A 23,921-nucleotide genomic window follows, 5' to 3' on the forward strand; every position below is an offset into this window, starting at 1 on the left:
CGCGGGCGACCTTCTTACGCGATGCGCGACAACAGCTCGCGAGCCTCTTCCTTCTGCTGCTCGTCGCCCTGGTCGATCACCTCGTTGAGGATGTTGCAGGCGCTCTGGATCTCGCCCTGCTCGATGTAGGTCATGGCCAGGCTCATCTTGCGGCTGGCGGCCAGGTCGTCCAGCGGGCGCTCGCTCGACAGGTCGTCACCGAAGGCATCGAGGAAGTCGTCGCTGAGGTCCGCTTCGAAACCCGAGCGCGCCGACGGCTGCTCCGGCTCGTCCAGCTCGAACACCTCCGGCAGCTCCTGCAGGTTGGAATGGAAGTCCGGCTCCTCTTCGACCTCGGCCTTGCCCTGCCCTGCCCTGGACGCCTGGTTGGGGAACGGATTGATCAGGTCCCAGTCGGCGTCCAGCGACAGGTCGTCGAGGTTCAGCGGGTAATCGTTGGGATCTTCGTCAGGCGCCGCGTGGGCGACCGGTGCGGCCGGCAGATCGTCCAGATCGAGCACGGCATCCTGCAACGGGTCGACCCGCGAGTCGGCCATCGCCACGGCATCGGCGTCCGCGTTCATCGCCGGATAGCGGGTCTTGATCCGCTCGAGCTGCGCCGGGCTCGCGCCCATCTCGCGCAGCACCGCTTCCTCGCGAGCGAACCCGCCGAGATCGCCGTTCTCGGCGAGCACTTCGAGCAGGCGCAAACGCAGGTCCATGCGCGCGGGCGCGTTTTCCAGGGCGTGACGCAAGGTGCTTTCGGCCTCGCCGAAGCGGCCGTAGGCGATGTAGATGTTGGCGGCTTCCAGCGGATCGGTGGAGATCTGCGTGCGCGTCTCGACAGGCTGCTCGACGCTGGCAGCGCTGCGCACGCGCGCCGGGCTGACCAGCGCGTCATCCTCGACCACCGGTACCACGACCACCTGAGGGTCGGGCAGCCGCGCGGGCTTGCGCCGGCGGCGCAGGAGCAGCAGCAACGCCAGCAGCATGACCAGGCAGAAGGCGCCGATCAGCCAGACCGACGAACCGGTCGACTGCTCGGCCTCGGCGGCCGGTTCCTCGGCGACGGGCGCGGCCGGAGCAGGCTCGGCGGCGGGAGAAGTCTGCGCAGGAGCGGTTTGCGCAGCGTCCGCCGGCGGCAGGGCCGGTTCGGATTCGTCCTGCGGCGCGGCGGCCGATGCCTGATCGTCCAGCGGCGCTACGGCATCCGCGGGCGGCGTTTCCGGCTGGCCGGAAGCCGTGAAATCCGCCGGCGCTGCGGCGGACGGGCCCGGCTCGGCCGCGGCAGGCGCGGTCGCCTGGGGAACAGTCGCTGGCGTCGCACCGAGGCGCGACTCCAGGCTGGCCAGTTGCTGGTCCCTCTCGCTCAGTTGCTGCTGAAGGATCTGCAGCTGGTTCTGCAGGTCGCGCATCTGCTGCTGCAGGGACTGGCTTTCGCCGGTACTGGACGCGAGCTCCTCATCCACGCGCCGTTGCAGGGCCGCCTGGCTTTCCGGCGAACCGGGAACACCGGGCATCGGTGCGGAGGGCCGGGTGTTCTCCAGCTCTTCGTCCTCGCTGGACAGCGAGAGCATCGCGGGCGGCGCCTCTTCGGCGAGCGCATCGGGCAGCAGCAGCTCGGCGCCTACCTTGAGTCGATGCGCTTCACCGCCGACGAAGGCCTGCGGATTGAGCAGCTGGATATCGCGCATCAGCCCTTCCAGCGAGGCTTCGCCGCCCGGATTGAAGCGTCGGGCGATGGCCCACAGGCTGTCGCCGCTGGCGACGCGGTAGCGCTTGCCCTGCACGGCGGCGGGCAGCGGACCGGAGGGCGCGCGCGCGGCGGCCGGCGCGCTGCGCACGGCGGGGGCAGCCGCGGCGCGGGGGGCACGACTCGGCGCGGCGGCAGCGCTCGGAGCGGGCGCGGCGCTGGCCAGGTACGACGATTCCGGCGGGTCCAGCAGCAGGGTGTACTCGCGAAGCAGTGTGCCGCCCGGGCGCGCCACCTCGACGATGAAATTCAGATAGGGCTCGCGCACCGGCTGGGTGGAAACCACCCGCACCACGCTGCTCTTGCCGCGCACGACCGGGGTGAAACGCAGATCGTTGAGGAAGAACGGCCGGTCGACGCCGGACTGATCGAAGGCGCTCTGGCTGGCGAGGCGTACCTTGATCTCGTCGCGGGTCAGGTCACCCACGTCGAGCAGTTCGATTTCGGCGCTCAGCGGCTGATTGAGCGCGGACTGCAGATTGATGTCCCCGAGGCCCAGTGCGGGAACCAGCCCTGAATAAAGCGCCGATCCCGATACAAGGGTCAGCACCAAGAGCTGGTGAACTCTAGCCATGTTTCCTCCCGGTGGTCCGGCTCGATCCGGAGCCTGTTCTTGAAATACGCGACATCGACGAAACATGCACAGTGAGGCAGATCCAATTAACCCGGAAAATCATCCAGATACCCAGTACGGATGCTAGTCGAAGAATACGTGAGCCACGCAGTATAGCGGCACTATGCCACCACATCCGAGCGCTCCGTTCCGTTTATCGTCAGAAAAGCGCCTTTCTCGAGGGCTCCACGACGGACGACCGTCATATTGTCTGGCGCCGCAACGCGATACAACGGCAATGGGCAGGAAACTCGGCGCCAGGCGCCCGGCGGCGATCGCCGGTAACCCGCCGACGTCAGGGGTTCTGCAGATTGGCGAGGATGTGCGAGTGGACCTGCTGGCAGCGTTGCAGGTCTTCCGGATCGATGCCCTGGAACAGTTCGCGACGCAGTTGCGAGGAGATCGCCTCGATCCGTTCGATCAGGGGCTTGGCTTCCGGGCTGAGGGCAATCTTCTTGGCCCGGCGGTCTTCGGGAACCGCGAGGCGACGCACCAGGCCCTGGGCTTCGAGGCTGTCGAGCAGTCGCGCCAGCGTCGGACCCTCGACCCCGACGCTCTGCGCCAGCTCGCGCTGGGTCGGCTGCTCAGCGAAGCGCCCGAGGTGCAGCAGCACCAGCCAGCGCGCCTGGGAGAGGCCAAGCCCGGCGAGTCGGCGGTCGAGCTCGCCACGCCAGGCGCGCGACAGCTGCGATACCTGCATGGCGAAGCGGTGATGATCGTATTCGGACATGGCGCCTGTACCATAAAACTAATAATTAGCGAGCTAACCATAGCACTGGGGCGGGCGGCAAGTCCGCAGATGGTCGCGCCCGCTGCCAAGCGGCGGATTTCCTTGGGATTTTAGGTTTCCGAAGATTACCGGGCGGGGTTCAGGCCTGGAATTCCGCCTGCAGCGCCGCACGCACGCAATGCAGCACACCCTCGTTGACCCGGCCGCGGAACTGCTCGGCCAGTTCGGCCACCGGCGGCAGCTCGCCCTCGCCATCGAGGAAGGCGTCCTGGACTTCGCCCAGCAGTTCTTCCGGCAGGTCCAGAGCCTGTTCCAGCGACAGCTGCTGCTCGGCGATGGCTTCGGCGAGCAGCGCGTAGACGTTCTTTTCCGTGCACTTGAGCTGGCTGGCGACCTGCGACGGCGTCATTCCGGCCCGCACCAGGCTGATCAGTTCGTGACGCAGATCGACGGGGGTACTGGCCGGCTCGGCCTTGCCGCCGAGCACGTCGAGGAAGGCCTCTCCGTAGCGCTCCAGCTTGCGCGCGCCGACGCCGCTGACGCGCCCCATGGCGCTGAGCGTGGTCGGCATGCTGCGCAGCATTTCCAGCAGCGTGGCATCGGGGAAGATCACGTAAGGCGGCACGCCGTGCTCTTCGGCGAGCTTGCGGCGCAGTGCGCGCAGGGCCTCCCAGGTGTCGCGCTCGTGGCTCTGCACCAGCTGGCTGGCCGCGCTGGAGGTGGACTTGGGCGCCTTGGTGGCGAGGTCGCGCCGAAGCTCCAGCGTCACCTCGCCGCGCAACAGCGGCCGGCAGCTCTCGCTCAGGCGCAGACCGCCGTAGCCTTCCAGGTCGATATCGACGAGGCCGCGGGCGACCAGCTGGCGGAACAAGGTGCGCCATTCGCTTTCGCTGCGCCCTTTGCCGACACCGAACACCGACAGGTGCTGATGACCCGGCCCGCGAATTTTCTCGTTGTCGCGACCGAGCAGGATGTCGACCAGATGACCGACCCCGTAGCGCTGGCCGCTGCGGTAGATCGCCGACAGCGCCTGGCGTGCCGGCTCGGTGGCGTCCCAGGTCTGCACGCCATCGACGCAGTTGTCGCAGTGGCCGCAAGGCGCCGCCAGCTCCTCGTCGAAGTAGGCCAGCAGCGTCTGCCGCCGGCAGCGGGTCTCCTCGCACAGGGCGAGCATCGCATCCAGCTTGTGCTGTTCGACGCGTTTGTGGCGCTCGTCGCCCTCGGAGTTGGCGAGCATCTGCTTGAGGAACACCACGTCCTGTAGCCCGTAGGCCATCCAGGCGTCCGCCGGCAGGCCGTCGCGCCCGGCGCGGCCGGTTTCCTGGTAATAGGATTCCAGCGATTTCGGCAGGTCGAGGTGGGCGACGAAACGCACGTTGGGCTTGTCGATGCCCATGCCGAAGGCGATGGTCGCGACCATGATCAGGCCTTCCTCGTTGAGGAAGCGCTTCTGGTGATAGGCCCGCAGTTCGCTGGGCAGGCCGGCGTGATACGGCAGCGCCGGGAAGCCCTGCTCGGCGAGGAAGGCGGCGACCTCCTCGACCTTCTTGCGCGACAGGCAGTAGACGATACCGGCATCGCCCTTGCGCTCGGCGAGGAACGCCAGCAACTGCTTGCGCGGCTGCTCCTTGGGGACGATGCGGTAGAAAATGTTCGGCCGGTCGAAGCTCGACAGGTAGCGCTCGGCGTCTTCCAGATGCAGGCGCTGGACGATTTCCTCGCGGGTGCGCTTGTCCGCCGTGGCGGTCAGCGCCAGGCGCGGCACCTTGGGGAAGAGTTCGGCGAGCTGCCCCAGTTGCAGGTATTCGGGGCGGAAATCGTGACCCCACTGCGACACGCAATGCGCCTCGTCGATGCCGAACAGGGCGATGTCGAGCCCTTGCAGGAAGGCCAGCATGCGCGGCTGCACCAGGCGCTCGGGCGCCAGGTAGAGCATCTTGATCTCGCCGCGGCGGATGCGCTCGGCGATCAGCCGCTGCTCGTCGTTGCTCAGCGTCGAATTCAGCGCCACCGCAGCCACACCGAGTTCGTCGAGGGTCGCGACCTGGTCGTCCATCAGGGCGATCAGCGGCGAAACGATCACCGCCAGGCCGTCGCGCAACAGCGCCGGCACCTGGTAGCAGAGCGACTTGCCGCCGCCCGTGGGCATCAGCACCAGGGCGTCGCCACCTTGCGCCACGCGCTCGATTATCGCCGCCTGATTGCCGCGGAAGGCGTCGTAGCCGAAAACGTCTTTGAGGATGCGCAGGGCCTGGTCGAGCATGCCGGTCTCCGAAGGAAGGCGCGCATTATAAGCGCAAACAATCGCCATACCGGGCGCCGCGCGCATGGCGGATGAGCGGTACGGGTCGATCCCGCCGCGCGCCGCAGTTTTCCCTGAGTCCTGCGCGCAGGCTTTGCTAGAATCCAGCGCTGATCTCTTCCCCAGGTACCCCACGATGTCCTTCGCCGAGCAACTGTCCCGCCTGCAAGCCTTTCTCGATGCCGACGAACTGCACGAGGAGGCCCTGGACTACGTGGCCGCCCACGGTTACCTGACTGCCCTCTCCATCTGCCCGCAGCCGGTTCCAGAGCGCGAGTGGATCGACGCGCTGTTCGCCGAGCCGCCGCACTACCGCAGCGACGCCGAACGCGAGGAAATCGAAAACAGCCTGATCCAGCTCAAGGCGCTGATCGCCCGCCAGTTGGCCAGCGACGAGGACATGGAGCTGCCCTGCGAGCTCGACCTCGGCGAAACCCCCGACGACTCCGACCTGCGCGGCTGGTGCATCGGTTTCATGGAAGGCGTGTTCCTGCGCGAATCGGTGTGGTTCGAAGACGCCGAAGACGAAGTCAGCGAGCTGCTGCTGCCGATCATGGTCGGTTCGGGGCTGTTCGACGAACAACCCGAGTTCGACGAGATCGCCGCCGACCCTGACCTCGTCGACAGCATGGTCGAGCAGATCCCCGAACTGCTCACCGCGCTTTACCTGCTCTGCCAGGCCCCGGAAGAAAAACCCGCGTTGCTCAAGCCGCGCCACTGAGCCAGGCCCGGGCATGGCCGCTCGCGAATTCGCCCCGAGCCGCAATCCTTGGGTGCGCTACGTGCTGCTCGGCATTGGCTGGGCGAGCGTGGCGCTCGGGGTCATCGGCATCTTCCTGCCGGTGCTGCCGACCACGCCGTTCCTGCTGCTAGCCGCGGCCTGCTTCGCGCGCAGCTCAAGGCGTTTCTACGAATGGCTGGTGAATCATCCGCGGCTCGGCCCGTGGATTCGCGACTACCTCGACGGCGAAGGCATTCCGCTCAAGGGCAAGGTCTACGCCATCGGCCTGATGTGGGCGAGCATTGCCCTCTCCTGCTACCTGGTTCCGCTGTTCTGGGCGCGAGCCTTCATGCTCACCAGCGCGGTGTGCGTGAGTTTCTACATCCTCAAACAGAAAACCCGACCGCCGCGCTGACCTGTCAGGGCGCGTGGTTGCGCCGGTAGGTCTGCTCACCCATCGCTTCGATCTGACCGTCGATCAGCCGCTCGAACGGGCGCAGCAAAGCGTCGAAGCTCGCCGGGGATTCGAGCAGGTTGAGCGCCGCCACCACCGCCTCGAGGGTCGACAGCGCGCCCGCAACCGGCGCCTTGCGCACCCGATAGCGCGAGGTCATCCCATCCGGCAACGCGAGGCGCGGCAGGGCCGCCAGCGCGGGATTCAGGTGAAGCAGCTTGCGCGCCTTGCGCCAGGTGCCGTCCGGCACCACCAGCAGCGGCGGGCGGGAATCCTCGCGCGGTATGCCGGCGCCCAGCACCTCCGCATCATTACCAGGAAACAGCAGGCAGGGTCGGTAGCCGGGATCGTCCAGACGCGCCTGCAGGTCCTCGAAACGCTCGCCGACCAGCAGCTCGGCGTTCTGCAGGCCCAGGGCCGCCAGGCGTGCGGTATTGAGTGCATGCCCGGACTCGCTCGGGTGCTGCAGCAGCAACACGCGGCAACGGCTCGGCAAGGACGGAATGAGCGCACACAGGCAGTGGCTCAGCGGGCGGACGCAGCGGGAACATTGCGGACGGGACATCGGCGTTCTGACGAGAGTGGGGCGGCGGCGCAGTCTGCCACAGCGGCGCCGCCAGGTGGCCTCAACGGGCGAAACGTTCGGCCAGACCGTGCAGGTAGCCGGCCATCTGCTCCAGCTCCTGGCAGATCGCCGCGCCCTGCTGGGCGTGTCCGGCGCTGTTGTCGGAAAGCTGGGCGATGCGGGTGATCTGCCGGTTGATGTCCTCCACCACCAGGCTCTGCTCTTCCGAGGCCGCCGCCATCTGCTGGCTCATGCCGCTGATGCGCGTCACCGCCTGGCTGATGCTGCCCAGCGACTGATGCACAGACTCCACACTGCCCAGGCTGTCCTGCGACATGGACTCGCCGCGGCTGACGCTGCTCACCGCGCGGTCGGTGCCGGTGCGCAGGCTCGCGATCAGCTGATGGATCTGCTCGGTGGACTGTCGCGTGCGCGCCGCCAGGGCGCGAACTTCGTCGGCGACCACGGCGAAACCGCGCCCCTGCTCGCCGGCCCGCGCCGCTTCGATGGCCGCGTTGAGCGCCAGCAGGTTGGTCTGTTCGGCGATGGACGTGATCACGTCGACGACGCTGCCGATGGCGTGCATCGACGACGCCAGCTCGGTCACCGCCTCGCCGATGTCGTTCACCGCCGCCGCCATCTGCTGCATGGTCACGCGGCTGCCGCCGGCCAGGGTCTGCCCCTCGCCGGCGATGCGGTCGGCGTCTTCGGCGGCCCGCGCGGTGTCCTGCACGTTGCGCGCGATTTCCTGGATGGTCGCCGCCATCTGGTTGATCGCGGTCGCGGACTGATCGGTCTCGTTGCGCTGCTGCTCCAGCAGTTCGGCGCTGGCGCGCGAGGTTTCCGAGGACTGCGCGGCGCGCTGGCGCACCTGCTCGGCAGCGTCCTCCAGGCGGCTCAGGGCCGTCTGCAAACGGGCCTCCTGGCTGATCAGCGCCATGTCCAGCTCTGCCTGCGCACCCTGGCCATCGGAATAGGTGAGCGCCACCAGCGGATCGGTGAAGGCTTTCGGGTGATCGCGCAGGGTTTTCCTGATGTCCTCCTGGCGCGTGAACGACAGCCAGGTCGCCAGGCCGAGCATGCAGGCGGCCACCAGCGCGGTGAACGCCCAGCCGTCGAGCACGCGGTCGAGCCCGATGATCAGCGCGGCGGCGAGGATCAGCGGCCAGGAACGCTGCAGTTCGTGGGTGATGCGCGCCACTTGGGAGCGGGCGGGCTTGCCGGCGCGCAGGCGCGCATAGAGGGCGTCGGCGCGGCGTACCTGCTCGCGGGTCGGCAGCGAGCGCACCGACTCGTAGCCGACCATCTTGCCGTCCTCGTAGATCGGCGTGACGTAGGCGTTGACCCAGTAGAAGCTGCCGTTCTTCGAGCGGTTCTTCACCAGCCCCATCCACGGCTTGCCGCTCTGCAGCGAGGCCCACATCAGGCCGAAGACTTCCGGCGGCATATCCGGATGGCGAACCAGGTTGTGCGGCTGCCCAATCAGTTCCTCGTAGCTGTAACCACTGACCCGGACGAACGCGTCATTGCAGTAGGTGATGTGGCTTTGCAGATTGGTGGTGGAGATCAGCCGTTCCTCGCTGGGAAAGGTGATCTCGGTATCAGTGACAGGCAGGTTTTGACGCATTCGGCACATTCCTTCGCAAGGTAGTTTCTTTCCGGAGAGCTTGTTTCTTTTCATGTCTAGCACAGCAAGGTCGCATGCCGCCAAACCGCACCGCAAAAAATCGCCGAATGGGCGCTCGTCGCGCAGACCTCCCGCCCGGTCGGGTCCGGCGCGGGGCGAGTGGACGCTGCGTTCGGCCGAGCCCGCACGGGCGTTCCCACGTCGCTGTACCGCGATGCGCTCCTGCCCTGCCGGCTGCACGAGCCAACGGGTTGGCTATCCTGATCGGCATGACAAGACTTCCCTGCGCGGCGAAACCTCCGGTGACAGCGAGCCAGGCGCCTGCCGGTGATCGCCCGGATATTCTTCGCTTCATCGAGCCGTTTCGCTGCCGCCTTCGATTTCCTCGCGGCGTCACGGCAAGGCATCGTTTTCATCCACGCGTACGTTCGCGACGTGACCGCGGTAACCGCGCTGTACAAGGCGGTACCCAGGTTTCGCCGCGACGTGCGCCAGTCGAGGTACTCGGAATGAACCAGACCACTGCCCCATGGGTCGACCGTTTCGGCGTGCATGACAAGGCGCAGGACTTCCTGCCCGTCACCGAAGGAGAAACACCATGAGCCAGGTATTGGCGTGCATCGATGATCCGCCCCCTCCGTGGTCGATTACGCGGCTTGGGCGGCACTGCGCCTGAGCGCGCCGCTGACCTTCCTGCACGTGCTCGACGAGCAGCGCTACCCGCGCGGCGATGCCGGCGGCAACCCCGGCCTGGGCGAGCGCGAGGCCCTGCTCAACGAACTCTCCTCGCTGGATGCCCAACGCAACCGCCTGGCCCTGGAAGACGGCCGCGTGCTGCTGCAGGAGGCCCGCCAGCGCGCCCACTCGGCGGGCGTTCCGATCGCCGAAACCCAGCAGCGCCACGGCGACCTGCTGCACAGCCTGAACGAGCTGCAGGGCGACACGCAGTTGCTGGTGATGGGCCGCCAGGGCGAGCGCAGCGGCGGCCACGCGCTGCAGATCGGCAGCCAGCTGGAGAACGTCATCCGCGCCGTGCCGCGCCCGATCCTGGTGGCGCCGAGCACGTTCCGCGTGCCGCGCCGGCTGATGCTCGCCTTCGACGGCAGCGTCACCGCGCGCCAGGCGGTGGCGACGCTGGCCTCCGGGCCGCTCTGCGAAGGCATGCCGATCCACCTGGTGATGATCGGCGCCGACACCGGCGACAACTGGGCGCCGCTGGACAACGCGGCCGCGCGCCTGGCGTCCGCCGGCTATGACGTGCGCCAGGCGATTCGCCACGGCGAGGTCGTCTCCACGCTGCTCGCCTATCAGGAAGAGCACAGCATCGACGTGCTGGCGATGGGCGCCTACGGGCATTCGCGCATCCGCCAGTTCCTCGTCGGCAGCACCACCGGTGCGCTGCTGCGCTCCAGCAGCGGCGCCCTGCTGATCCTGCGCTGAGGACCGCTGGTTCCCGGCAACGGCGCGCGCCCTCGATCCTGGGTTACCCTTCACGACGCTGCGACCCAAAGACGCAGCGTTGCGGCCCCGCCACGACCGGGAGCCATCGTCGACCCGTCGGCAGCGTCCACCGGCGCGCGCCACCACCAGGGGATGCCCATGAAAATCGCCGTATTCAGCACCCAGCCCTACGACCGACGCTTCCTCGATGAGGCCAACCTGCAGAGCGACCCGAGCAACCCCTTCGAACTCGTCTACCAGGACGCCAGCCTGTCCGCCCGGACCGTGTCGCTGGCCCAGGGTTGCGAGGCGGTGTGCGTGTTCGTCAACGACGTGCTCGACGCCGAGGTGCTCGAAGCGCTCGCCGGTTATGGCGTGCGCGCCGTGCTGCTGCGCTGCGCCGGTTTCAACAACGTCGACCTGCAGGCCGCCCATCGCCTGGGCCTGTTCGTCGCGCGGGTGCCGGCCTACTCGCCGGAAGCCGTCGCCGAACACACCCTGGCGCTGGTGATGACCCTCAACCGGCACACCCATCGCGCCTACAACCGCGTGCGCGAAGGCAACTTCATGCTCGACGGCCTGCTCGGCATCACCCTGCACGACAAGACCGTCGGCATCGTCGGCACCGGCAAGATCGGCCTCGCCACCGCGCGCATCTTCAAGGGCCTGGGTTGCCGCGTGCTCGGCTACGACCCCTACCCTTCGGCGGATTTCCAGGCCGTCGGCGAGGTCGTGGAGCTGGACGATCTGCTCGGCGCATCCGACATCGTTTCGCTGCACTGCCCGCTGATGGACAGCACGCGGCACATGATCAACCGCGAGAGCATCCGGCAGATGAAACGCGGCGCGATGCTGGTGAACACCTCGCGCGGCGCGCTGATCGACACGCCGGCGGTGATCGCCGCGCTGAAGTCCAGGCAGCTGGGCTCGCTGGCCATCGACGTCTACGAGCAGGAGGCGCAGCTGTTCTTCCACGACCGCTCCGGCGACATCATCGACGACGACGTCTTCCAGCGTCTGATGACCTTCCCCAACGTGCTGGTTACCGGCCACCAGGGCTTCTTCACCGAGGAAGCGCTGCGCGAGATCTCCGCGGTGACGCTGCACAACCTGAGCTGCCTGCGCGACGGCGTCGCCTGCGCCAACGTCGTTCCCGCGGTCTAAGGATCCCTCCATGTGGCAACAAACCTACGATCCGCTGGGTAACGCCTACCTGTCCGCGTTGCTGGCCGCCGTGCCGATCCTGTTCTTCCTCTTCGCCCTCACCGTACTCAAGCTCAAGGGACTCAACGCGGCGCTGCTGACCCTGGCGATCTCGCTGGTGGGCACGCTGCTGCTGTTCGGCATGCCGCCGGCATCGATCCTCGCCGCCGCTGCGTTCGGCTTCCTCAGCGGGCTGTGGCCGATCGGCTACATCGTGCTGATGGCCGTCTGGCTGTACAAACTGGCGGTGAAGAGTGGCAAGTTCGAGGTGATCCGCGGCAGCATCGCGACCATCTCCGAGGACCAGCGCGCCCAGGTGATCCTCATCGCCTTCTGCTTCGGCGCCTTCCTCGAAGGGGCCGCCGGCTTCGGCGTGCCGATCGCGATCTGCGCGGCGCTGCTCGTCGAGCTGGGCTTCAATCCGGTCAAGGCGGCGATGCTCTGCCTGCTGGCCAACGCGGCCTCCGGCGCCTACGGCGCGATCGGCATTCCGGTGCTGGTCGGCGCCCAGCAGGGCGGCGTGGCGCTGGCCGACATGTCGCTGATGATGATCGCGATCATCCAGCTCTCCACGCTGTTCGTGCCGACCCTGCTGATCGCCGTGCTCGACGGCTGGCGCGGCGTGCGCGAGACCTGGCCGGTGCTGTTGCTGATCGGCGCGCTGTTCAGCGTGAGCCAGGCGCTGGTGCTGTACTTCCTCGGCCCGGAGCTGGCCGACATCGTGCCGCCGCTGCTGAGTATGGGCACGCTGGCCGCCTTCATGCAGTTCTGGCGACCGCGGCACATCTACCGCGAGGAAGGCGCACCGCCGTTGTCCTCGCAGCGCTGGGCGCTGCCCGCGGTGATCTCCGCCTGGTCGCCGTTCTACATCCTCACCGCGGTGATCCTGACCTGGAGCCTGCCGCCGTTCAAAGCCCTGTTCGCCGCCGGCGGACCGCTGGCGGCGACGGTGCTGAAGCTGCCGATCCCGTTCCTCGACCTGCGCATCGAGGAGTTGCCACCCATCGTCGCCGCGCCCCATGCGCTGCCGGCGGTATGGAACGTCGCCCTGATCAGCGCGCCGGGTACCGCCATCCTCATCGCGGTGATCCTCACCACGCTGTTCTCCTCGCGGCTGTCGCTGCGCAGTTCCGTGCACCAGCTGGAGAAGACCGTCAGCGAGCTGTGGCGGCCGATCTGCATGATCTCGCTGATCATGGCGGTGGCCTACATCGCCAACTTCTCCGGCGCCTCGTCGAGCATCGGCCTGAGCGTCGCCGAGAGCGGCAGGGTGTTCCCGCTGATCGCCCCGGCAATCGGCTGGCTCGGCGTGTTCATCACCGGCTCGGTGGTCAACAGCAATACCCTGTTCGCCCACCTGCAAGCGATCACCGCGACGCAGATCGGCACCAGCCAGGCGCTGCTGGTGGCGGCCAACACCTGCGGCGGGGTGATGGGCAAGCTGATCTCGCCGCAATCCATCGCCATCGCCGCCGCCGCGGTCGGCCAGGTCGGTGGCGAATCGCAGATCATGCGCACCACGCTGGGCTACAGCCTGGCGCTGCTGGGCTACGTGTGCCTGTGGACGCTGGTGCTGTCGCTGCTGCTCTGAGCCAACGCCTCAGAGGCTGTCGCCGAGCGGCGTCGCGCAGCGCGCGTCGGCGCTGCTGTGGATGTCGCCCTGGCGCCCGTCGCTGACCAGCACCGCGCGGCGCTGGGCGATGGCGTCGCGCAGGGCGGCGTAGTAGTCCGGTTGCCGCTCCAGGCGCTCGGTGAGCGGCAGTGCCTCGGCGCGCCCGTCGACCACCCCGCCGACGGTACTCGCGGTCGCCAGTGCATCGTAGGTATCGCTGTCGATGCCACCCAGCGGGTCGAGCAGCATGCCCATCACCACGCCCAGGCTGTCGCGGCTGTTGTGGCTGCCGAGCAGCGGCAACTCGAGCACCGGGCCGTCGCCCACGCCCCAGACACCGAAGGTCTGGCCGAAATCCGCGCGGTGGTGCGGCATGCCCCAGCGCTCGGCGACGTCGACTATGCCCAGCACGCCGAAGATCGTGTTCACGCCAAAGCGCCCGAGGGTGTTGGCTGAACGCTTGAAGTTGCCCTGCAACAGGTCGTTGACGAACACCTTGGGCTCGCCGAAGTTGTCGACGAAGCCGTGCACGCCGCCGCGCACCGGCTCGGGAAGCTTCTCGTAGCCGCGTGCCACCGGCTTGAGCGCGTAGTCGTCCAGTACGCGATTGAAAGCGAACAGCCCGCGGTTGACCGACTCGGCCGGGTCCTGCGCACTCGACAAGGCCGTGCAGCCGCCGGGCGCCACCTCCATCTGGGCGCAGCCGGACAGACACAGCAGCGCGAGCGCCGCCAGCGGCGGCAACGCCCGGCGCCGCAGCATCGATGGCTGGAAAGTCGCGCCGCGCGAAACCTCGGGAACACCGTTGCGTACTGCCTTCATCCTGCACCCTCCCGTTGATTGATCGGCGCAGAGTGCGGGTCGATTCTTGCTCGAAGATGTCCCGTTGATGTCGTCGCGGACGGATTGTTACCCGATTGAAATATATGACCGGCGCCGCCCTTTGCCTTTAGATTGGCCGCTCGAACGGGGTAGCGGACAACCTGATAGTGAGCAGAATCCTGATCGTCGACGATGACCTGGAAATCCTCGCCCTGCTGCAGAAATTCTTCTGCCGGCACGGCTATGACGTCGAGGTCGCCCGCGATGGTGCGAGCATGTGGAAAGCCATCGAACGGCAGGTGCCGGAACTGGTGATCCTCGACCTGATGCTGCCCGGCGAGGACGGCCTGTCGCTGTGCCAGCGGCTGCGCGCGGAGCAACGGGTGGCGATCCTCATGCTCACCGCGATGGGCGAGCTGAGCGACCGCATCATCGGCCTCGAACTCGGCGCCGACGACTACCTGAGCAAGCCCTTCGACGCCCGCGAGTTGCTGGCGCGGGTACGCGCGGTGCTGCGCCGCGCCGGCGACGCCCGGCCCCCGCGCGACGACGCGCGCCCGTTGCTGGGGTTTTCCGGCTGGCAACTGGACGTCACCCGCCGCGAACTGCGTTCGCCGGAAGGGGTGATGATTCCGCTCTCCGGCGGCGAGTTCGACCTGCTGCTGGTGTTCGTCGAGCACCCGCAGCGCATCCTCAGCCGCGAGCAGTTGCTCGACCTCGCCCGCGGCCACGCGCACGACGCCATCGACCGCAGCATCGACGTCCAGGTCAGCCGCCTGCGGCGCAAGCTGGAGGCCGACGCCAAGCGTCCGGTGGTGATTCGCACGGTGCGCAACGGCGGCTACCTGTTCATCCCCGCGGTCAGCCGCCTGTGAAGCGACGGGTACGGCCGCGCGACACCATCGTTCGCTGGATCGCCCTGACCATCGCCCTGGCGATGCTCGTCTCGCTGGCGCTGAACGCGCTGTTCATCGAGGTCGCCGGGGTCTGGGCCAAGCCGCCGCTGACCCAGACCGGCCTGCTGGAGCAGGTCGCCGGCGTGGTCCGGGTGATCGAGGCCGCGCCGGGCGAACTGCGCCCACGCCTCGCCGACGCGGCCGGCAACCCGCTGTTCGCCGTGGAATGGCAGGCGCGGCGCGATGCCATCGCCACGCCGGCGGCGGACGATCCGGTGTTCCACGACGGCACGCGGACGATGCGGCGCCTGCTCGGCGACCCCCAGAGGCGAGTGGAGGCCTTCGAGCCCGACGACTTCCCCGACGGCAGCAGCGCGCGCCGCTACCTGATGCTGGTGCAGCTGCAGGACGCCAGCTGGCTGGCCTTCACCACTCCGGCGCGCAGCTGGGGCCTCAACGCCACCGCCCGCGCGCTGGTGATCATCGGCCTCGCGCTGATCGCCGCGCTGTCGGTCGCGGCGATCGCCACCCGGCGGCTGGCGACGCCGCTGTTGAGCTTCGCCAAGGCCGCGCGGCGCTTCGGCGGCGACTTCCACGCCCCGCCGATCGAGGCCGTCGGCCCGCACGAAATCCGTCAGGCGATCCTCGCCTTCAATGCCATGCAGGCGCAGATCCGCCACTTCGTCGTCGACCGCACGCAGATGCTCGCGGCGATCTCCCACGACCTGCGCGCGCCGCTGACGCGGATGCGCCTGCGCGGCGAGTTCATCGACGACCCCGAGCAGCAGCACAAGCTGTTCCGCGACGTGGACGAGATGCAGGCGATGATCAACGCCGCGCTGGAGTTCTTCCGCGACGACGCGCGGCTGGAGCAGGCCACGCCGTTCGACCTGTCCGAGCTGCTGCTGACTCTGGTCGACGACTACCGCGACCAGGGCATCGAGGTGGCCTTCACGGGTCCGTCGGGACTGGTCTATCGCGGGCGCCCGCTGGGGCTCAAGCGCGCCCTGACCAACCTGCTGGAAAACGCGGTGAAGTATGCCCGCGAGCCGAGCATCGACCTCCAGGCGCTGCCGGGAACGCTGCTGATCCGCATCGAGGACCGCGGCCCGGGCATCGACGAGCAGCAACTGGAGGCGGTCTTCGCGCCCTTCTACCGGCTGGAGGCGTCGCGCAACAAAGCCACCGGTGGCGTGGGCCTGGGACTTTCCGCGGCGCGGGCGATCGTCCGCGAGCACGGCGGCGAGTTGCGCCTGAACAATCGTCCCGGTGGCGGCCTGCAGGCCTGCATCGAGCTGCAGGCGTGAGGCGTGAGCAACGCTCACGCAGCGATCGGTGGACAGCCCGACCTCGCGCTGAAGCGAGTTTGCAATGCCGGACAGGTATGCTAGCCGACGCATCCGCAAGGTTCGATGGGTAAAGCATGTATCACGGGGAACGCTTCAATGCCTGGACCCACCTGGTCGGCGCCGCTCTGGCACTGGTCGGCGCGGTCTGGCTGCTGATTCTCGCGGCGCAGGACGGCACGCCGCGCAAGGTCGTGGCGGTGGCCATCTACGGTGTCACGCTGGTGCTGCTCTACAGCATTTCCACCGTCTACCACAGCGTGCGCGGGCAGGCGAAGGTGGTGATGCGCAAGCTCGATCACCTGTCGATCTACCTGCTGATCGCCGGCAGCTACACGCCGTTCTGCCTGGTGACGCTGCAAGGCGCCTGGGGCTGGACGCTGTTCGGCATCGTCTGGGGACTGGCGCTGGTTGGCATGCTGCAGGAGATCAAGCCGCGCTCCGAGGCACGCGTGCTGTCCATCGTGATCTACGCGGTGATGGGCTGGATCGTGCTGGTGGCGATTAAGCCGCTGATCGCCGCGCTCGGCCGCGAGGGCTTCATCTGGCTGGCCGCCGGCGGGGTGTTCTATACCGTCGGGATCATCTTCTTCGCCTTCGACAGCCGCTTCCGCCACTGGCACGGCATCTGGCACCTGTTCGTCATCGCCGGCAGCCTGCTGCACTTCGTGGCTATCTTCTTCTACGTGCTCTGAGCCAGGTGTTCGTGGCATGGGTAGCGGTGGGCTGAAGCCCACCCTACGCGCTGGGAGATCACAGTTCCGTAGGGTGGGTTAGCGGCACACCATCACCGTCGGTTCACGCAAAAGCATCCGCCGCGTAACCCACCAGGGGAGCCAAGCTGGAAACCGAATCCGAGTGGGTTGCGGCGCACAAGTCATTTCGTTCATCGCATCGACCGGCAGGCGCCTTCACCCACCCTACGCGGGGTGCGCTGTTACCCAGCGCTGAGGGCCGCAACCGGCATCTTTCCTGCAAGGTTCTTCGCGCCCTTGCCGCCAGGCCAGGTCGCCCGCACCTCGCTTTTGGCGTACCACGCCCCGGTATCGGCCGCTACAGCCCGCTGCGCTGGCGCAACGGCACCTCCTTCCGCTAGACGAGACGCTCAATGGCATTCGACTGGGGCTACTTCCTTTCGCTGTTTTCCCTGCCTTCCCTGTGGAAGGCGTGCGCCACGGTGATTCAACTCAGCGTGCTGGCCTGGCTGATCGCACTGCCGCTGGGCTTTCTGCTGGCGGCGGCGCGGCAGTCCGCGCTGGCCTGGTTGCGCCTGCCGGCGGCGGCTTACGTGTTCTTCTTCCGCAGCCTGCCGTTCATCGTCCTGCTGCTGTTCGTCTACAACCTTCCGCTGCTGGTGCCCGAGGGGCGCGCGTTCTCGGCGCCGTTCCTCGCCGGCCTGATCGCCCTGGTGCTCGGCCAGACCGCCTACATGGCCGACGTGCACAGCCGCGCGCTGGCGGAGGTGGGCAAGGTCCAGCAGGAGGCCGCCAGCGCCATCGGCCTGAAGCCGCTGACCACGCTGCGCCTGGTGCTGGTGCCGCAGGTGTTGCAGCGCGTGCTGCCGGCACTGACCGAGCGCTATCTGGCGACCCTCAAGCTGACCTCGCTGGTATCGCTGATCGCCCTGAGCGAGCCGTTGTGGGTCGGTCAGCAGCTCTATGGCGCCAACCACAAGGTGCTGGAAACCCTGGCCGCCGTCGGCCTGTACTACGTGGCGATGGTGGCCGTGTTCGGCTGGCTGCTGGGCCGCCTGGAGTGGCGCCGGCAGTTCGTCGTCTACGAAGCGCCGCTGCTCGACGCGGAGCAGTTGCAGACCCTGCGCCGTGGCCTGCCGGCGCTGCATATCCGCGCGGCGGTCAAGGCTGCCGGCTCACCGGACGCGCTCTGGCTCACGCACATCCACAAGAGCTACGGCAGCCATCCGGTGCTCGACGGGGTGAACCTGCGGGTCCGTCCCGGCGAGTCGATCGCCCTCCTCGGCCCGCCGGGATCGGGGCGCAGCTCGCTGTTGCGCACGATCAACGGGCTGGAACGCATCGATCAGGGCGAGATCGTGCTGTTCGGCGAAAGCTACATCCACGCCGGCGACCACATCGGTTCGGCGCAGGTCTCCCGCGGGATGCGACACATCGGCATGCTGTTCGCCGACATCGGCCTGTTCCCGCATCTCAGCGTGCTCGACAACCTCCTGCTGGTACCGCGCCGGCAGCGCCGCGACGACGACCACGCGCTGCGCCGCCAGGCCTACGCCATGCTCGACCGCCTCGGCCTGCTGGCGCATGCCGGACGCTTCCCGCAACAACTCGACCACGCGCAGCAGCAACGCGCGGCGCTGGCCCGCGCGCTGCTGCTGAAACCCGACATCCTGCTGTGCGACGACCCCACCGCGCGGCTCGAGGACCCGGTCGCCGCACGCCAGCTGCTGGACAGCCTGCGCGCACTGACCGAGCAACGCCTGAGTGTGGTGATCGTCACCGACGACACGGATTTCGCGCTGACCTGCGACCGCGTGGTGATCATGGAGAAGGGCCAGATTCGCGTGGACGGCAACGCGCAGACGCTACGCCAGAGCAGCGACCCGCTGGTACGCAAGCTGCTCGATATGGATCGGGGTGTGGGGATCGATTGATCTGTCGCGGATGCGCAAACGCCGAAGCACAGGCTTCGGCGAAGGCTCGGAGGGTGCGGCGTGGGACGCCGAGGGATTCAGCGTCGCTGGCGGCGGCGCTCTTCGGCCAGGCGGCGCTGTTCTTCGCTGACCACACGGATCGGCTGCAGGCGGGCGGCGTCATCGGCGCCGAAGAATGCGTTGAGCTGTGCAATCAGACGTTCGAACCAGGTCTTCATACTTCTCTCCTCTTGAGCCTGAGCGGGCGGTCGTGGGACCGCCTCGCCAGAGCATAGTCCAACAGCAGGACCGGATGCCGCAAGGGCGCTATCGGTCAGCCGTCGGCTCGTACCCGCCATAATGTGTTACTGGAATCGTCAGCGACCAGCAGCGAGCCATCCGGCAACACCGCCACGCCGACCGGCCGTCCATGCACTTCACCCTTGGCGGAATCGGCGATGAAGCCGGTCAGGAAGTCCTCCATGGGACCGCTTGGCCTGCCGTCCGTGAACGGCACGAACACCACCTTGTAACCGGACAGCTCGCTGCGGTTCCACGAGCCGTGCTGGCCGATGAAGGCACCGCCGCGGTACTTCTGCGGAAATGCCTTCTGGGTGTAGAAGGCCAGGCCGAGCGAGGCGGTGTGCGCCCCCAGCGGCACGTCCGGCACCTGTGTCTTCGCCACCAGGTCCGGGCGCTTGCCGGCCATCCGCGGGTCCTCGTGAGCGCCGAAGTAGGCGTAGGGCCAACCGTAGAAGGCGCCTTCGCGAACCTCGGTGAGGTAATCCGGGACCAGGTCCTCGCCTAAGTTGTCGCGCTCGTTCACCGCGGTCCACAGCGTCTGGGTGCCTGGCGCCCAGCCCATGCCGACCGGATTGCGCAGGCCAGACGCGTAGATGCGCTCGCCGCTGCCGTCGGGGTTGATCTCGAGGATGTTGGCGCGGCGCTGCTCTTCCTGCATGCCGTGCTCGGCGAGGTTGCTGGCCGAACCCACCGAGACGTAGAGCTTGCTGTTGTCGGCATTGGCCAGCAGGTTGCGGGTCCAGTGATTGTTGTAGCCACCGGCGGGCAGGTCGAGGACCTTCTCGCCCTTGCCGTGGATCTTCTGGTCGCCGGTCTGGTACGGGTAGCGCCACAGCGAATCGGTGTTGGCGACGTAGAACCAGTTCCCTACCACCTGCATGCCCAGCGGCTGGTTGAGGTTTTCCAGGAAGCTCACGCGCAGCTCCGGCTGGCCGTCGCCATCGCTGTCGCGGAACAGGGTGATGCGGTTGGCGCTGCGCCCGAGGTTCTGCGAACCCAGCTTGCCCTCCTGCGCGGCTTCGCCTTTCTCCGCCGCGGACTTCAGCTCGGTGTTGGCTTCGGCCACCAGCACGTCGCCGTTCGGCGTGACATAGATCCAGCGCGGGTTGCGCAGCCCGTCGGCGTACTTGCTGACGCTGAAGCCGGCGGGCGCCCTGGGCGTCGCGCCCTCCTTCCAGCCGACGACCTTGCTGTAGTTCTTCACCTTGTGGGCCGGGTCCGGGGCCGGCAGCGTGGCCTGGTTGGCGGCCTGGGCGCTTCCGGCCACGGCGAAGGCGGCGAACAGCAGGGTTCCGTAGCGGATGGAGCGGTCTTCTTGCAGCGCGGACATAGGCCGGAATCCTTCAACTGAACGGGCGGGCGTTAAAGGATCGACCGGGGGGCTTTCGGCTAAGTTCAGCCCGCGTCGACGTTCAGCCAGGAAGGATGTAACGCGATTTGAGCGAGCCGGCGGACACCGCTCCGGGGTGTTTCCTCACGCCAACGGCACCCGCAACCGCTCCGCCAGCCAGGGCAGCACCGCCTCGCAGGGCAGCTCGACCTTGGCGGTCAGCAGCTCGTCGGCGCGGGTCTTGCCAAGGTTCACCGCGACCAGGGGCTTGCCCTGGCGGACGATTTCCCGGCACAGCCGAAAGCTCGAATAGGTCATCAGCGAGGACCCGATCACCAGCATGCCGGCGGCGCGCTGCACCGCGTCCCAGGCGGCCTGCGCGGTGGCCGGCGCGACGTTGTCGCCGAAGAACACCACGTCCGGCTTGAGCCGGTCGCCGCCGCAGGCGGGGCACAGCGGCACCCGGAAGTCGGCCAGGTGATCCTCGGCCAGCAGCGTGTCGCCATCCGGCGCCTGCACCGCGTCGACCTCCCGCAGGTGGGGGTTCAACGTTTCCAGCTGCACCTGCACCCGGTCGCGGCGCAGCCGCTCGCCGCAATCCAGACAGACCACCCAGGCCAGGTTGCCGTGCAGCTCGATGAGCTGGCGGTGTCCCGCCGCCTCGTGCAGGCCATCGACATTCTGGGTGATCAGCCCGTCGAGGCGCCCGCCGCGCTCCAGGGCGAACAGCGCGCGGTGCGTGGCATTCGGTTCGGCACGCCGCACCCGCGGCCAGCCGAGCATCGCCCGCGCCCAGTAGCGCCGTCGCCCCGCCGCCGAGGTGACGAATTCCTGGTGCATCATCGGCGCGCTGCCTCGCCGCACGCCCTCCGCGTCGCGGTAGTCGGGAATGCCCGAGGCGACGCTGATCCCGGCGCCGGTGACGACCAGCAACGGGGTTTCGGCGAGCAGCTCGCCGAGCGTGTGCAGCGCTTCATCGTGATGCGGACGGGCCGCTGGCTGGTCCATGTTCAGGCCGCCGTGCTGCGGGCGATGTCGAGGTCCGCCGACGGCGCCGCCGACGCGCCTTCCTGCAGCGCCACCCAGGCCCGCAGGTTCGGCCCGAGCATGTCCCTGCGCCACATCAGCCAGGTGCTGGAGGTGTCGAACGGCGCCGCCAGGGCATGCACGTCGACACCCTCGCGGCCGGGCATGCTGTCGAGCATCGAGCGCGACATCATCGCCACGCCACCGCCGGCGATCACGCAGGCCAGCATGCTGTGGTAGGACTCGATTTCCATCACCCGGCCCATCGGCGCGCGCGAAGCGGCGTACCAGCCCTCCAGGCGCCGGCGATAGGCGCAGCGCGAGCGGAAGGTGTACACCGCCTCGCCCGCCACGTCGCGGGCGCAGCGCACCGGCGCATGGCCGGCGGCGGTGACCAGCACCATCTGTTCCTGCAGCAGCTCGATCCCGTCGAGCTCGCTGTAGTCCAGCGGGCCGTCGACCAGCGCGGCGCCGAGACGACCGTCGATCAGACCCTCGACCAGATCGCCGCTGGTCATGGTCTGAACCTGCAGGTTCACCTCGGGATAGGCGCGGTGGTAGCGCGCGAGCATCGCCGGCAGATGGATCGCCGCCGTGCTGTACATCGAGCCGATGATGAAATCGCCGCAGGGCTCGCCGCCGCGCAGCGCCGCCTCCGCCTCGGCATGCAGCGCGAACAGGCGTTCGGCGTAGCTCTGCAGGATCTTCCCCGGCCCCGACAGCTGCAGGCGCTGGCGCTCGCGCAGGAAGAGTTCGACGCCCAGCGAATCCTCCAGCTGACGCAGGCGGGTGGAGAGGTTCGAGGGCACGCGGTTCATGCGCAGCGCCGCCTTGGCGATGGAGCCTTCCTCGGCCACCGCCTGGAAAATACGCAGTTGACTCAGTTCCATGCACGTCGCTCCACGACAATCCATTCTCAAATTGTGAACAAGTGATTCTTTATTATTCGTTTTTTATGAAGATGTCAAAGCCCTATGATCGAATCCAGAAACCTGAACTGGAGCCGCACATGCCCCCTCTCGTCCGCATCCTCGCCAGCGTGCTGGCACTCATCGTGGCCATGGGCGTCGGTCGTTTCGCACTCACGCCCCAGCTTCCGCACCTGATCGCCGAAGGCCAGGTCGACCTCACCGGTGCCGGGCTGATCGCCGCCGCCAACTACCTCGGCTACCTGGTCGGCGCACTCGACGCCCTCTACGCCGCCTCGCCGCGCCGCGCCAGACAGCGCCTGATCGGCGGGCTCTGGGCCTGCGTCGCCATCACCCTGATGTCGGCCCTCGGCCACGGCCTCTGGGCCCACGCGATCCTGCGTTTCGCCGCCGGCGTTGCCAGCGCCTGGGTGCTGGTGGTGCTCACCTCCGCCGCCAGCCAGCTCGCGGTGCAGGCCGGCAAGGCGCACTGGGGCGGTCTGATCTTCACCGGGCCGAGCATCGGCGTGCTGATCACCGGGCTGGTGGCGCTGGGCATGAACCTGCACGGGCAGAATTCCTCGGCGCTGTGGCTGGCCTACGGCGTGATCGCGCTGGTGCTGGCCGCCATCGCCCAGCCGCTGATACCGATGCCGCAAACCCCGCCGCCGATACCCGCCGGCTCGGACGGCAAGCGCCATCGCGCGTTCTATGCGTTGCTCGGCGCCTACACCCTGGTCGGTGCCGGCTACATCATCCCGGCGACCTTCCTCTCGCAGATGGCCGCCAGCCGCTTCCACGGGCAATGGCAGGCCGACCTGTTCTGGCCGGCCTTCGGCCTGATCGCCACTGTCGGCGTGCTGCTGGTCGCCTTCCGCAAACCCACACCCGGCGGCACCGGGCGCTGGCTGATCGGCGCGCTCTGGCTGCAGGCCGCCGGCGTGCTCGCCTGCCTGTTCCCCGGCATGAGCGGCCTGGCACTGGGCGTGGCATTGTGCGGCGGGCCGTTCCTCGCCGGGATGCTGCTCGTGATGCAGTACGCCCGCGAACTCGACCCGCACGGCCATGCGCGCAACGTCGGCATCCTCACCGCCGGCTTCGCCGTCGGCCAGTTGAGCGGCCCGCTGATCGCGGCGCTCAGCAGCCACTTCAGCGGTGGTCTGCAGGCGGCGCTGGGCGTGGCCTGCGCGGCGATGGTGACGGCTGGCCTGCTGATGCTGCCGCCGGTGCGCGAGCAGCGCCGACTCGGGCAACTGGCGGCCGAGCGCTAGTTGAACACCGCTGGTGCGCACGGCGCACCCTACGCAGGCCCGTGCACCACGCATTCCGTAGGGTGCGCCTGACGGCGAAAGCCGAGCCGCGCACCAACAGGCAACCGGCGCCATGCATTCCGTAGGGTGCGCCGCGCGCACCGATGGCGGTGAAAGCCGAGCCGCGCACCAGCAGGCAGCCCGCGCGCCACGCATTCCGTAGGGTGCGCCGCGCGCACCGATGGCGGCGAAAGCCGAGCCACACACCAGCAGGCAGCCGGAGCCCGCGCATCTCGTAGGGTGCGCCGCGCGCACCGATAACGGCGAAAGCCGAGCCGCCACCAGCAAGCAACCGGCGCCACGCATTCCGTAGGGTGCGCCGCGCGCACCGATGGCGGCGAAAGCCGAGCCGCGCATCAGCAGGCAGCCGGCG

General features: G+C 68.2%; 18 protein-coding genes and 3 pseudogenes. 10 read left to right on the plus strand and 11 right to left on the minus strand.

The genetic code is table 11. The features are described from left to right. Nucleotides 1-14 precede the first annotated feature (14 nt). The 3 genes from BLV15_RS10350 to recQ all read right to left on the minus strand — a co-directional run bounded on the left by BLV15_RS10350 (nt 15) and on the right by recQ (nt 5,338). Complete coding sequence (locus tag BLV15_RS10350) at nt 15-2,306, minus strand: motility hub landmark protein FimV (protein ID WP_090227606.1); 2,292 nt, start codon at nt 2,304-2,306, stop codon at nt 15-17. 334 nt (nt 2,307-2,640) lie between these two features. Beyond that, entirely contained in the window at nt 2,641-3,075 is a 435-nt protein-coding gene (locus BLV15_RS10355; RefSeq protein ID WP_090227608.1) for a MarR family transcriptional regulator, read from the minus strand. A gap of 139 nt (nt 3,076-3,214) precedes the next feature. After that, entirely contained in the window at nt 3,215-5,338 is a 2,124-nt protein-coding gene (recQ, locus tag BLV15_RS10360; RefSeq protein ID WP_090227610.1) for a DNA helicase RecQ, read from the minus strand. 175 nt (nt 5,339-5,513) lie between these two features. On the opposite strand from recQ, the gene BLV15_RS10365 reads away from it, so the two are divergent. Continuing rightward, nucleotides 5,514-6,098: a UPF0149 family protein gene (locus BLV15_RS10365; protein WP_090227612.1), complete on the plus strand. Its 585-nt coding sequence runs from the start codon at nt 5,514-5,516 to the stop codon at nt 6,096-6,098. A 13-nt stretch (nt 6,099-6,111) separates the two neighbouring features. Then, entirely contained in the window at nt 6,112-6,513 is a 402-nt protein-coding gene (locus BLV15_RS10370) for a YbaN family protein (protein WP_090227614.1), read from the plus strand. Nucleotides 6,514-6,517: 4 nt separating this feature from the next. Here BLV15_RS10370 and BLV15_RS10375 read toward each other — a convergent pair whose 3' ends face one another. The 3 genes and pseudogenes from BLV15_RS10375 to BLV15_RS22505 form a co-directional block, all read right to left on the minus strand. Then, nucleotides 6,518-7,117, minus strand: a complete 600-nt coding sequence (locus BLV15_RS10375) for a tRNA-uridine aminocarboxypropyltransferase (RefSeq protein WP_090227617.1) — start codon at nt 7,115-7,117, stop codon at nt 6,518-6,520. A 61-nt stretch (nt 7,118-7,178) separates the two neighbouring features. After that, nucleotides 7,179-8,159 (minus strand): annotated as a pseudogene (locus BLV15_RS22500) (methyl-accepting chemotaxis protein); the annotation flags it as partial. Between the two features lie 303 nt (nt 8,160-8,462). Further along, a pseudogene (locus tag BLV15_RS22505) lies at nt 8,463-8,798 on the minus strand (PAS domain-containing protein); the annotation flags it as partial. A gap of 544 nt (nt 8,799-9,342) precedes the next feature. Between BLV15_RS22505 and BLV15_RS10390 the strand changes: the two are divergent. The 3 genes and pseudogenes from BLV15_RS10390 to BLV15_RS10400 all read left to right on the plus strand — a co-directional run bounded on the left by BLV15_RS10390 (nt 9,343) and on the right by BLV15_RS10400 (nt 12,978). Further along, a pseudogene (locus tag BLV15_RS10390) lies at nt 9,343-10,184 on the plus strand (universal stress protein). Between the two features lie 159 nt (nt 10,185-10,343). Then, nucleotides 10,344-11,348 (plus strand): 2-hydroxyacid dehydrogenase, encoded by a 1,005-nt coding sequence (locus BLV15_RS10395; protein ID WP_090227624.1) that lies wholly within the window; start codon nt 10,344-10,346, stop codon nt 11,346-11,348. A gap of 10 nt (nt 11,349-11,358) precedes the next feature. After that, complete coding sequence (locus BLV15_RS10400; protein ID WP_090227627.1) at nt 11,359-12,978, plus strand: lactate permease LctP family transporter; 1,620 nt, start codon at nt 11,359-11,361, stop codon at nt 12,976-12,978. Between the two features lie 9 nt (nt 12,979-12,987). On the opposite strand, the gene BLV15_RS10405 is transcribed toward BLV15_RS10400, so the two are convergent. Next, nucleotides 12,988-13,761, minus strand: coding sequence for an MlaA family lipoprotein (locus BLV15_RS10405; RefSeq protein ID WP_090229023.1), 774 nt, complete (start codon nt 13,759-13,761; stop codon nt 12,988-12,990). Between the two features lie 227 nt (nt 13,762-13,988). Here BLV15_RS10405 and BLV15_RS10410 point away from each other — a divergent pair, with 227 nt between their 5' ends. From BLV15_RS10410 to BLV15_RS10425, 4 genes are all read left to right on the plus strand, one after another. Then, a complete protein-coding gene (locus BLV15_RS10410; protein WP_090227629.1) occupies nt 13,989-14,696 on the plus strand; it encodes a response regulator in 708 nt (235 codons plus the stop codon). A gap of 62 nt (nt 14,697-14,758) precedes the next feature. Next, on the plus strand, nt 14,759-16,024 hold the full coding sequence (locus tag BLV15_RS10415; RefSeq protein ID WP_090229026.1) for an ATP-binding protein: 1,266 nt from the start codon (nt 14,759-14,761) through the stop codon (nt 16,022-16,024). 116 nt (nt 16,025-16,140) lie between these two features. Then, entirely contained in the window at nt 16,141-16,758 is a 618-nt protein-coding gene (gene trhA / locus BLV15_RS10420) for a PAQR family membrane homeostasis protein TrhA (protein ID WP_090227632.1), read from the plus strand. A 413-nt stretch (nt 16,759-17,171) separates the two neighbouring features. Next, nucleotides 17,172-18,692, plus strand: coding sequence for an ABC transporter permease subunit (locus BLV15_RS10425; RefSeq protein ID WP_090227635.1), 1,521 nt, complete (start codon nt 17,172-17,174; stop codon nt 18,690-18,692). Between the two features lie 77 nt (nt 18,693-18,769). Here BLV15_RS10425 and BLV15_RS22100 read toward each other — a convergent pair whose 3' ends face one another. From BLV15_RS22100 to ptrR, 4 genes are all read right to left on the minus strand, one after another. Then, nucleotides 18,770-18,910 (minus strand): PA1414 family protein, encoded by a 141-nt coding sequence (locus BLV15_RS22100; RefSeq protein ID WP_175534339.1) that lies wholly within the window; start codon nt 18,908-18,910, stop codon nt 18,770-18,772. Nucleotides 18,911-19,005: 95 nt separating this feature from the next. Next, the gene (locus BLV15_RS10430) at nt 19,006-20,304 is read right to left on the minus strand and encodes a PQQ-dependent sugar dehydrogenase (RefSeq protein ID WP_090227637.1); all 1,299 of its coding nucleotides are present in this window, start codon (nt 20,302-20,304) and stop codon (nt 19,006-19,008) included. Between the two features lie 144 nt (nt 20,305-20,448). Beyond that, nucleotides 20,449-21,312, minus strand: a complete 864-nt coding sequence (locus BLV15_RS10435) for an NAD-dependent protein deacetylase (RefSeq protein ID WP_090227640.1) — start codon at nt 21,310-21,312, stop codon at nt 20,449-20,451. A gap of 2 nt (nt 21,313-21,314) precedes the next feature. Beyond that, nucleotides 21,315-22,220 carry a putrescine utilization regulator PtrR gene (ptrR, locus tag BLV15_RS10440; RefSeq protein ID WP_090227642.1) on the minus strand — a complete coding sequence of 302 codons (906 nt, stop codon included), beginning with the start codon at nt 22,218-22,220 and terminating at the stop codon, nt 21,315-21,317. A gap of 119 nt (nt 22,221-22,339) precedes the next feature. Here ptrR and BLV15_RS10445 point away from each other — a divergent pair, with 119 nt between their 5' ends. Beyond that, nucleotides 22,340-23,509, plus strand: coding sequence for a YbfB/YjiJ family MFS transporter (locus BLV15_RS10445; RefSeq protein WP_090227644.1), 1,170 nt, complete (start codon nt 22,340-22,342; stop codon nt 23,507-23,509). Nucleotides 23,510-23,921: the final 412 nt, after the last annotated feature.

The sequence above is a fragment of the Pseudomonas kuykendallii genome, assembly GCF_900106975.1.
GTDB lineage: Bacteria > Pseudomonadota > Gammaproteobacteria > Pseudomonadales > Pseudomonadaceae > Pseudomonas_O > Pseudomonas_O kuykendallii.

What these genes read in the sequence shown, in the direction of transcription:
- BLV15_RS10350 (WP_090227606.1), bottom strand. Translation starts at nt 2,306, where the DNA reads ATGGCTAGAGTTCACCAGCTCTTGGTGCTGACCCTTGTATCGGGATCG.
- BLV15_RS10355 (WP_090227608.1), bottom strand. Translation starts at nt 3,075, where the DNA reads ATGTCCGAATACGATCATCACCGCTTCGCCATGCAGGTATCGCAGCTG.
- recQ (WP_090227610.1), bottom strand. Translation starts at nt 5,338, where the DNA reads ATGCTCGACCAGGCCCTGCGCATCCTCAAAGACGTTTTCGGCTACGAC.
- BLV15_RS10365 (WP_090227612.1), top strand. Translation starts at nt 5,514, where the DNA reads ATGTCCTTCGCCGAGCAACTGTCCCGCCTGCAAGCCTTTCTCGATGCC.
- BLV15_RS10370 (WP_090227614.1), top strand. Translation starts at nt 6,112, where the DNA reads ATGGCCGCTCGCGAATTCGCCCCGAGCCGCAATCCTTGGGTGCGCTAC.
- BLV15_RS10375 (WP_090227617.1), bottom strand. Translation starts at nt 7,117, where the DNA reads ATGTCCCGTCCGCAATGTTCCCGCTGCGTCCGCCCGCTGAGCCACTGC.
- BLV15_RS10395 (WP_090227624.1), top strand. Translation starts at nt 10,344, where the DNA reads ATGAAAATCGCCGTATTCAGCACCCAGCCCTACGACCGACGCTTCCTC.
- BLV15_RS10400 (WP_090227627.1), top strand. Translation starts at nt 11,359, where the DNA reads ATGTGGCAACAAACCTACGATCCGCTGGGTAACGCCTACCTGTCCGCG.
- BLV15_RS10405 (WP_090229023.1), bottom strand. Translation starts at nt 13,761, where the DNA reads ATGCTGCGGCGCCGGGCGTTGCCGCCGCTGGCGGCGCTCGCGCTGCTG.
- BLV15_RS10415 (WP_090229026.1), top strand. Translation starts at nt 14,759, where the DNA reads ATGCTCGTCTCGCTGGCGCTGAACGCGCTGTTCATCGAGGTCGCCGGG.
- trhA (WP_090227632.1), top strand. Translation starts at nt 16,141, where the DNA reads ATGTATCACGGGGAACGCTTCAATGCCTGGACCCACCTGGTCGGCGCC.
- BLV15_RS10425 (WP_090227635.1), top strand. Translation starts at nt 17,172, where the DNA reads ATGGCATTCGACTGGGGCTACTTCCTTTCGCTGTTTTCCCTGCCTTCC.
- BLV15_RS22100 (WP_175534339.1), bottom strand. Translation starts at nt 18,910, where the DNA reads ATGAAGACCTGGTTCGAACGTCTGATTGCACAGCTCAACGCATTCTTC.
- BLV15_RS10430 (WP_090227637.1), bottom strand. Translation starts at nt 20,304, where the DNA reads ATGTCCGCGCTGCAAGAAGACCGCTCCATCCGCTACGGAACCCTGCTG.
- BLV15_RS10435 (WP_090227640.1), bottom strand. Translation starts at nt 21,312, where the DNA reads ATGGACCAGCCAGCGGCCCGTCCGCATCACGATGAAGCGCTGCACACG.
- ptrR (WP_090227642.1), bottom strand. Translation starts at nt 22,220, where the DNA reads ATGGAACTGAGTCAACTGCGTATTTTCCAGGCGGTGGCCGAGGAAGGC.
- BLV15_RS10445 (WP_090227644.1), top strand. Translation starts at nt 22,340, where the DNA reads ATGCCCCCTCTCGTCCGCATCCTCGCCAGCGTGCTGGCACTCATCGTG.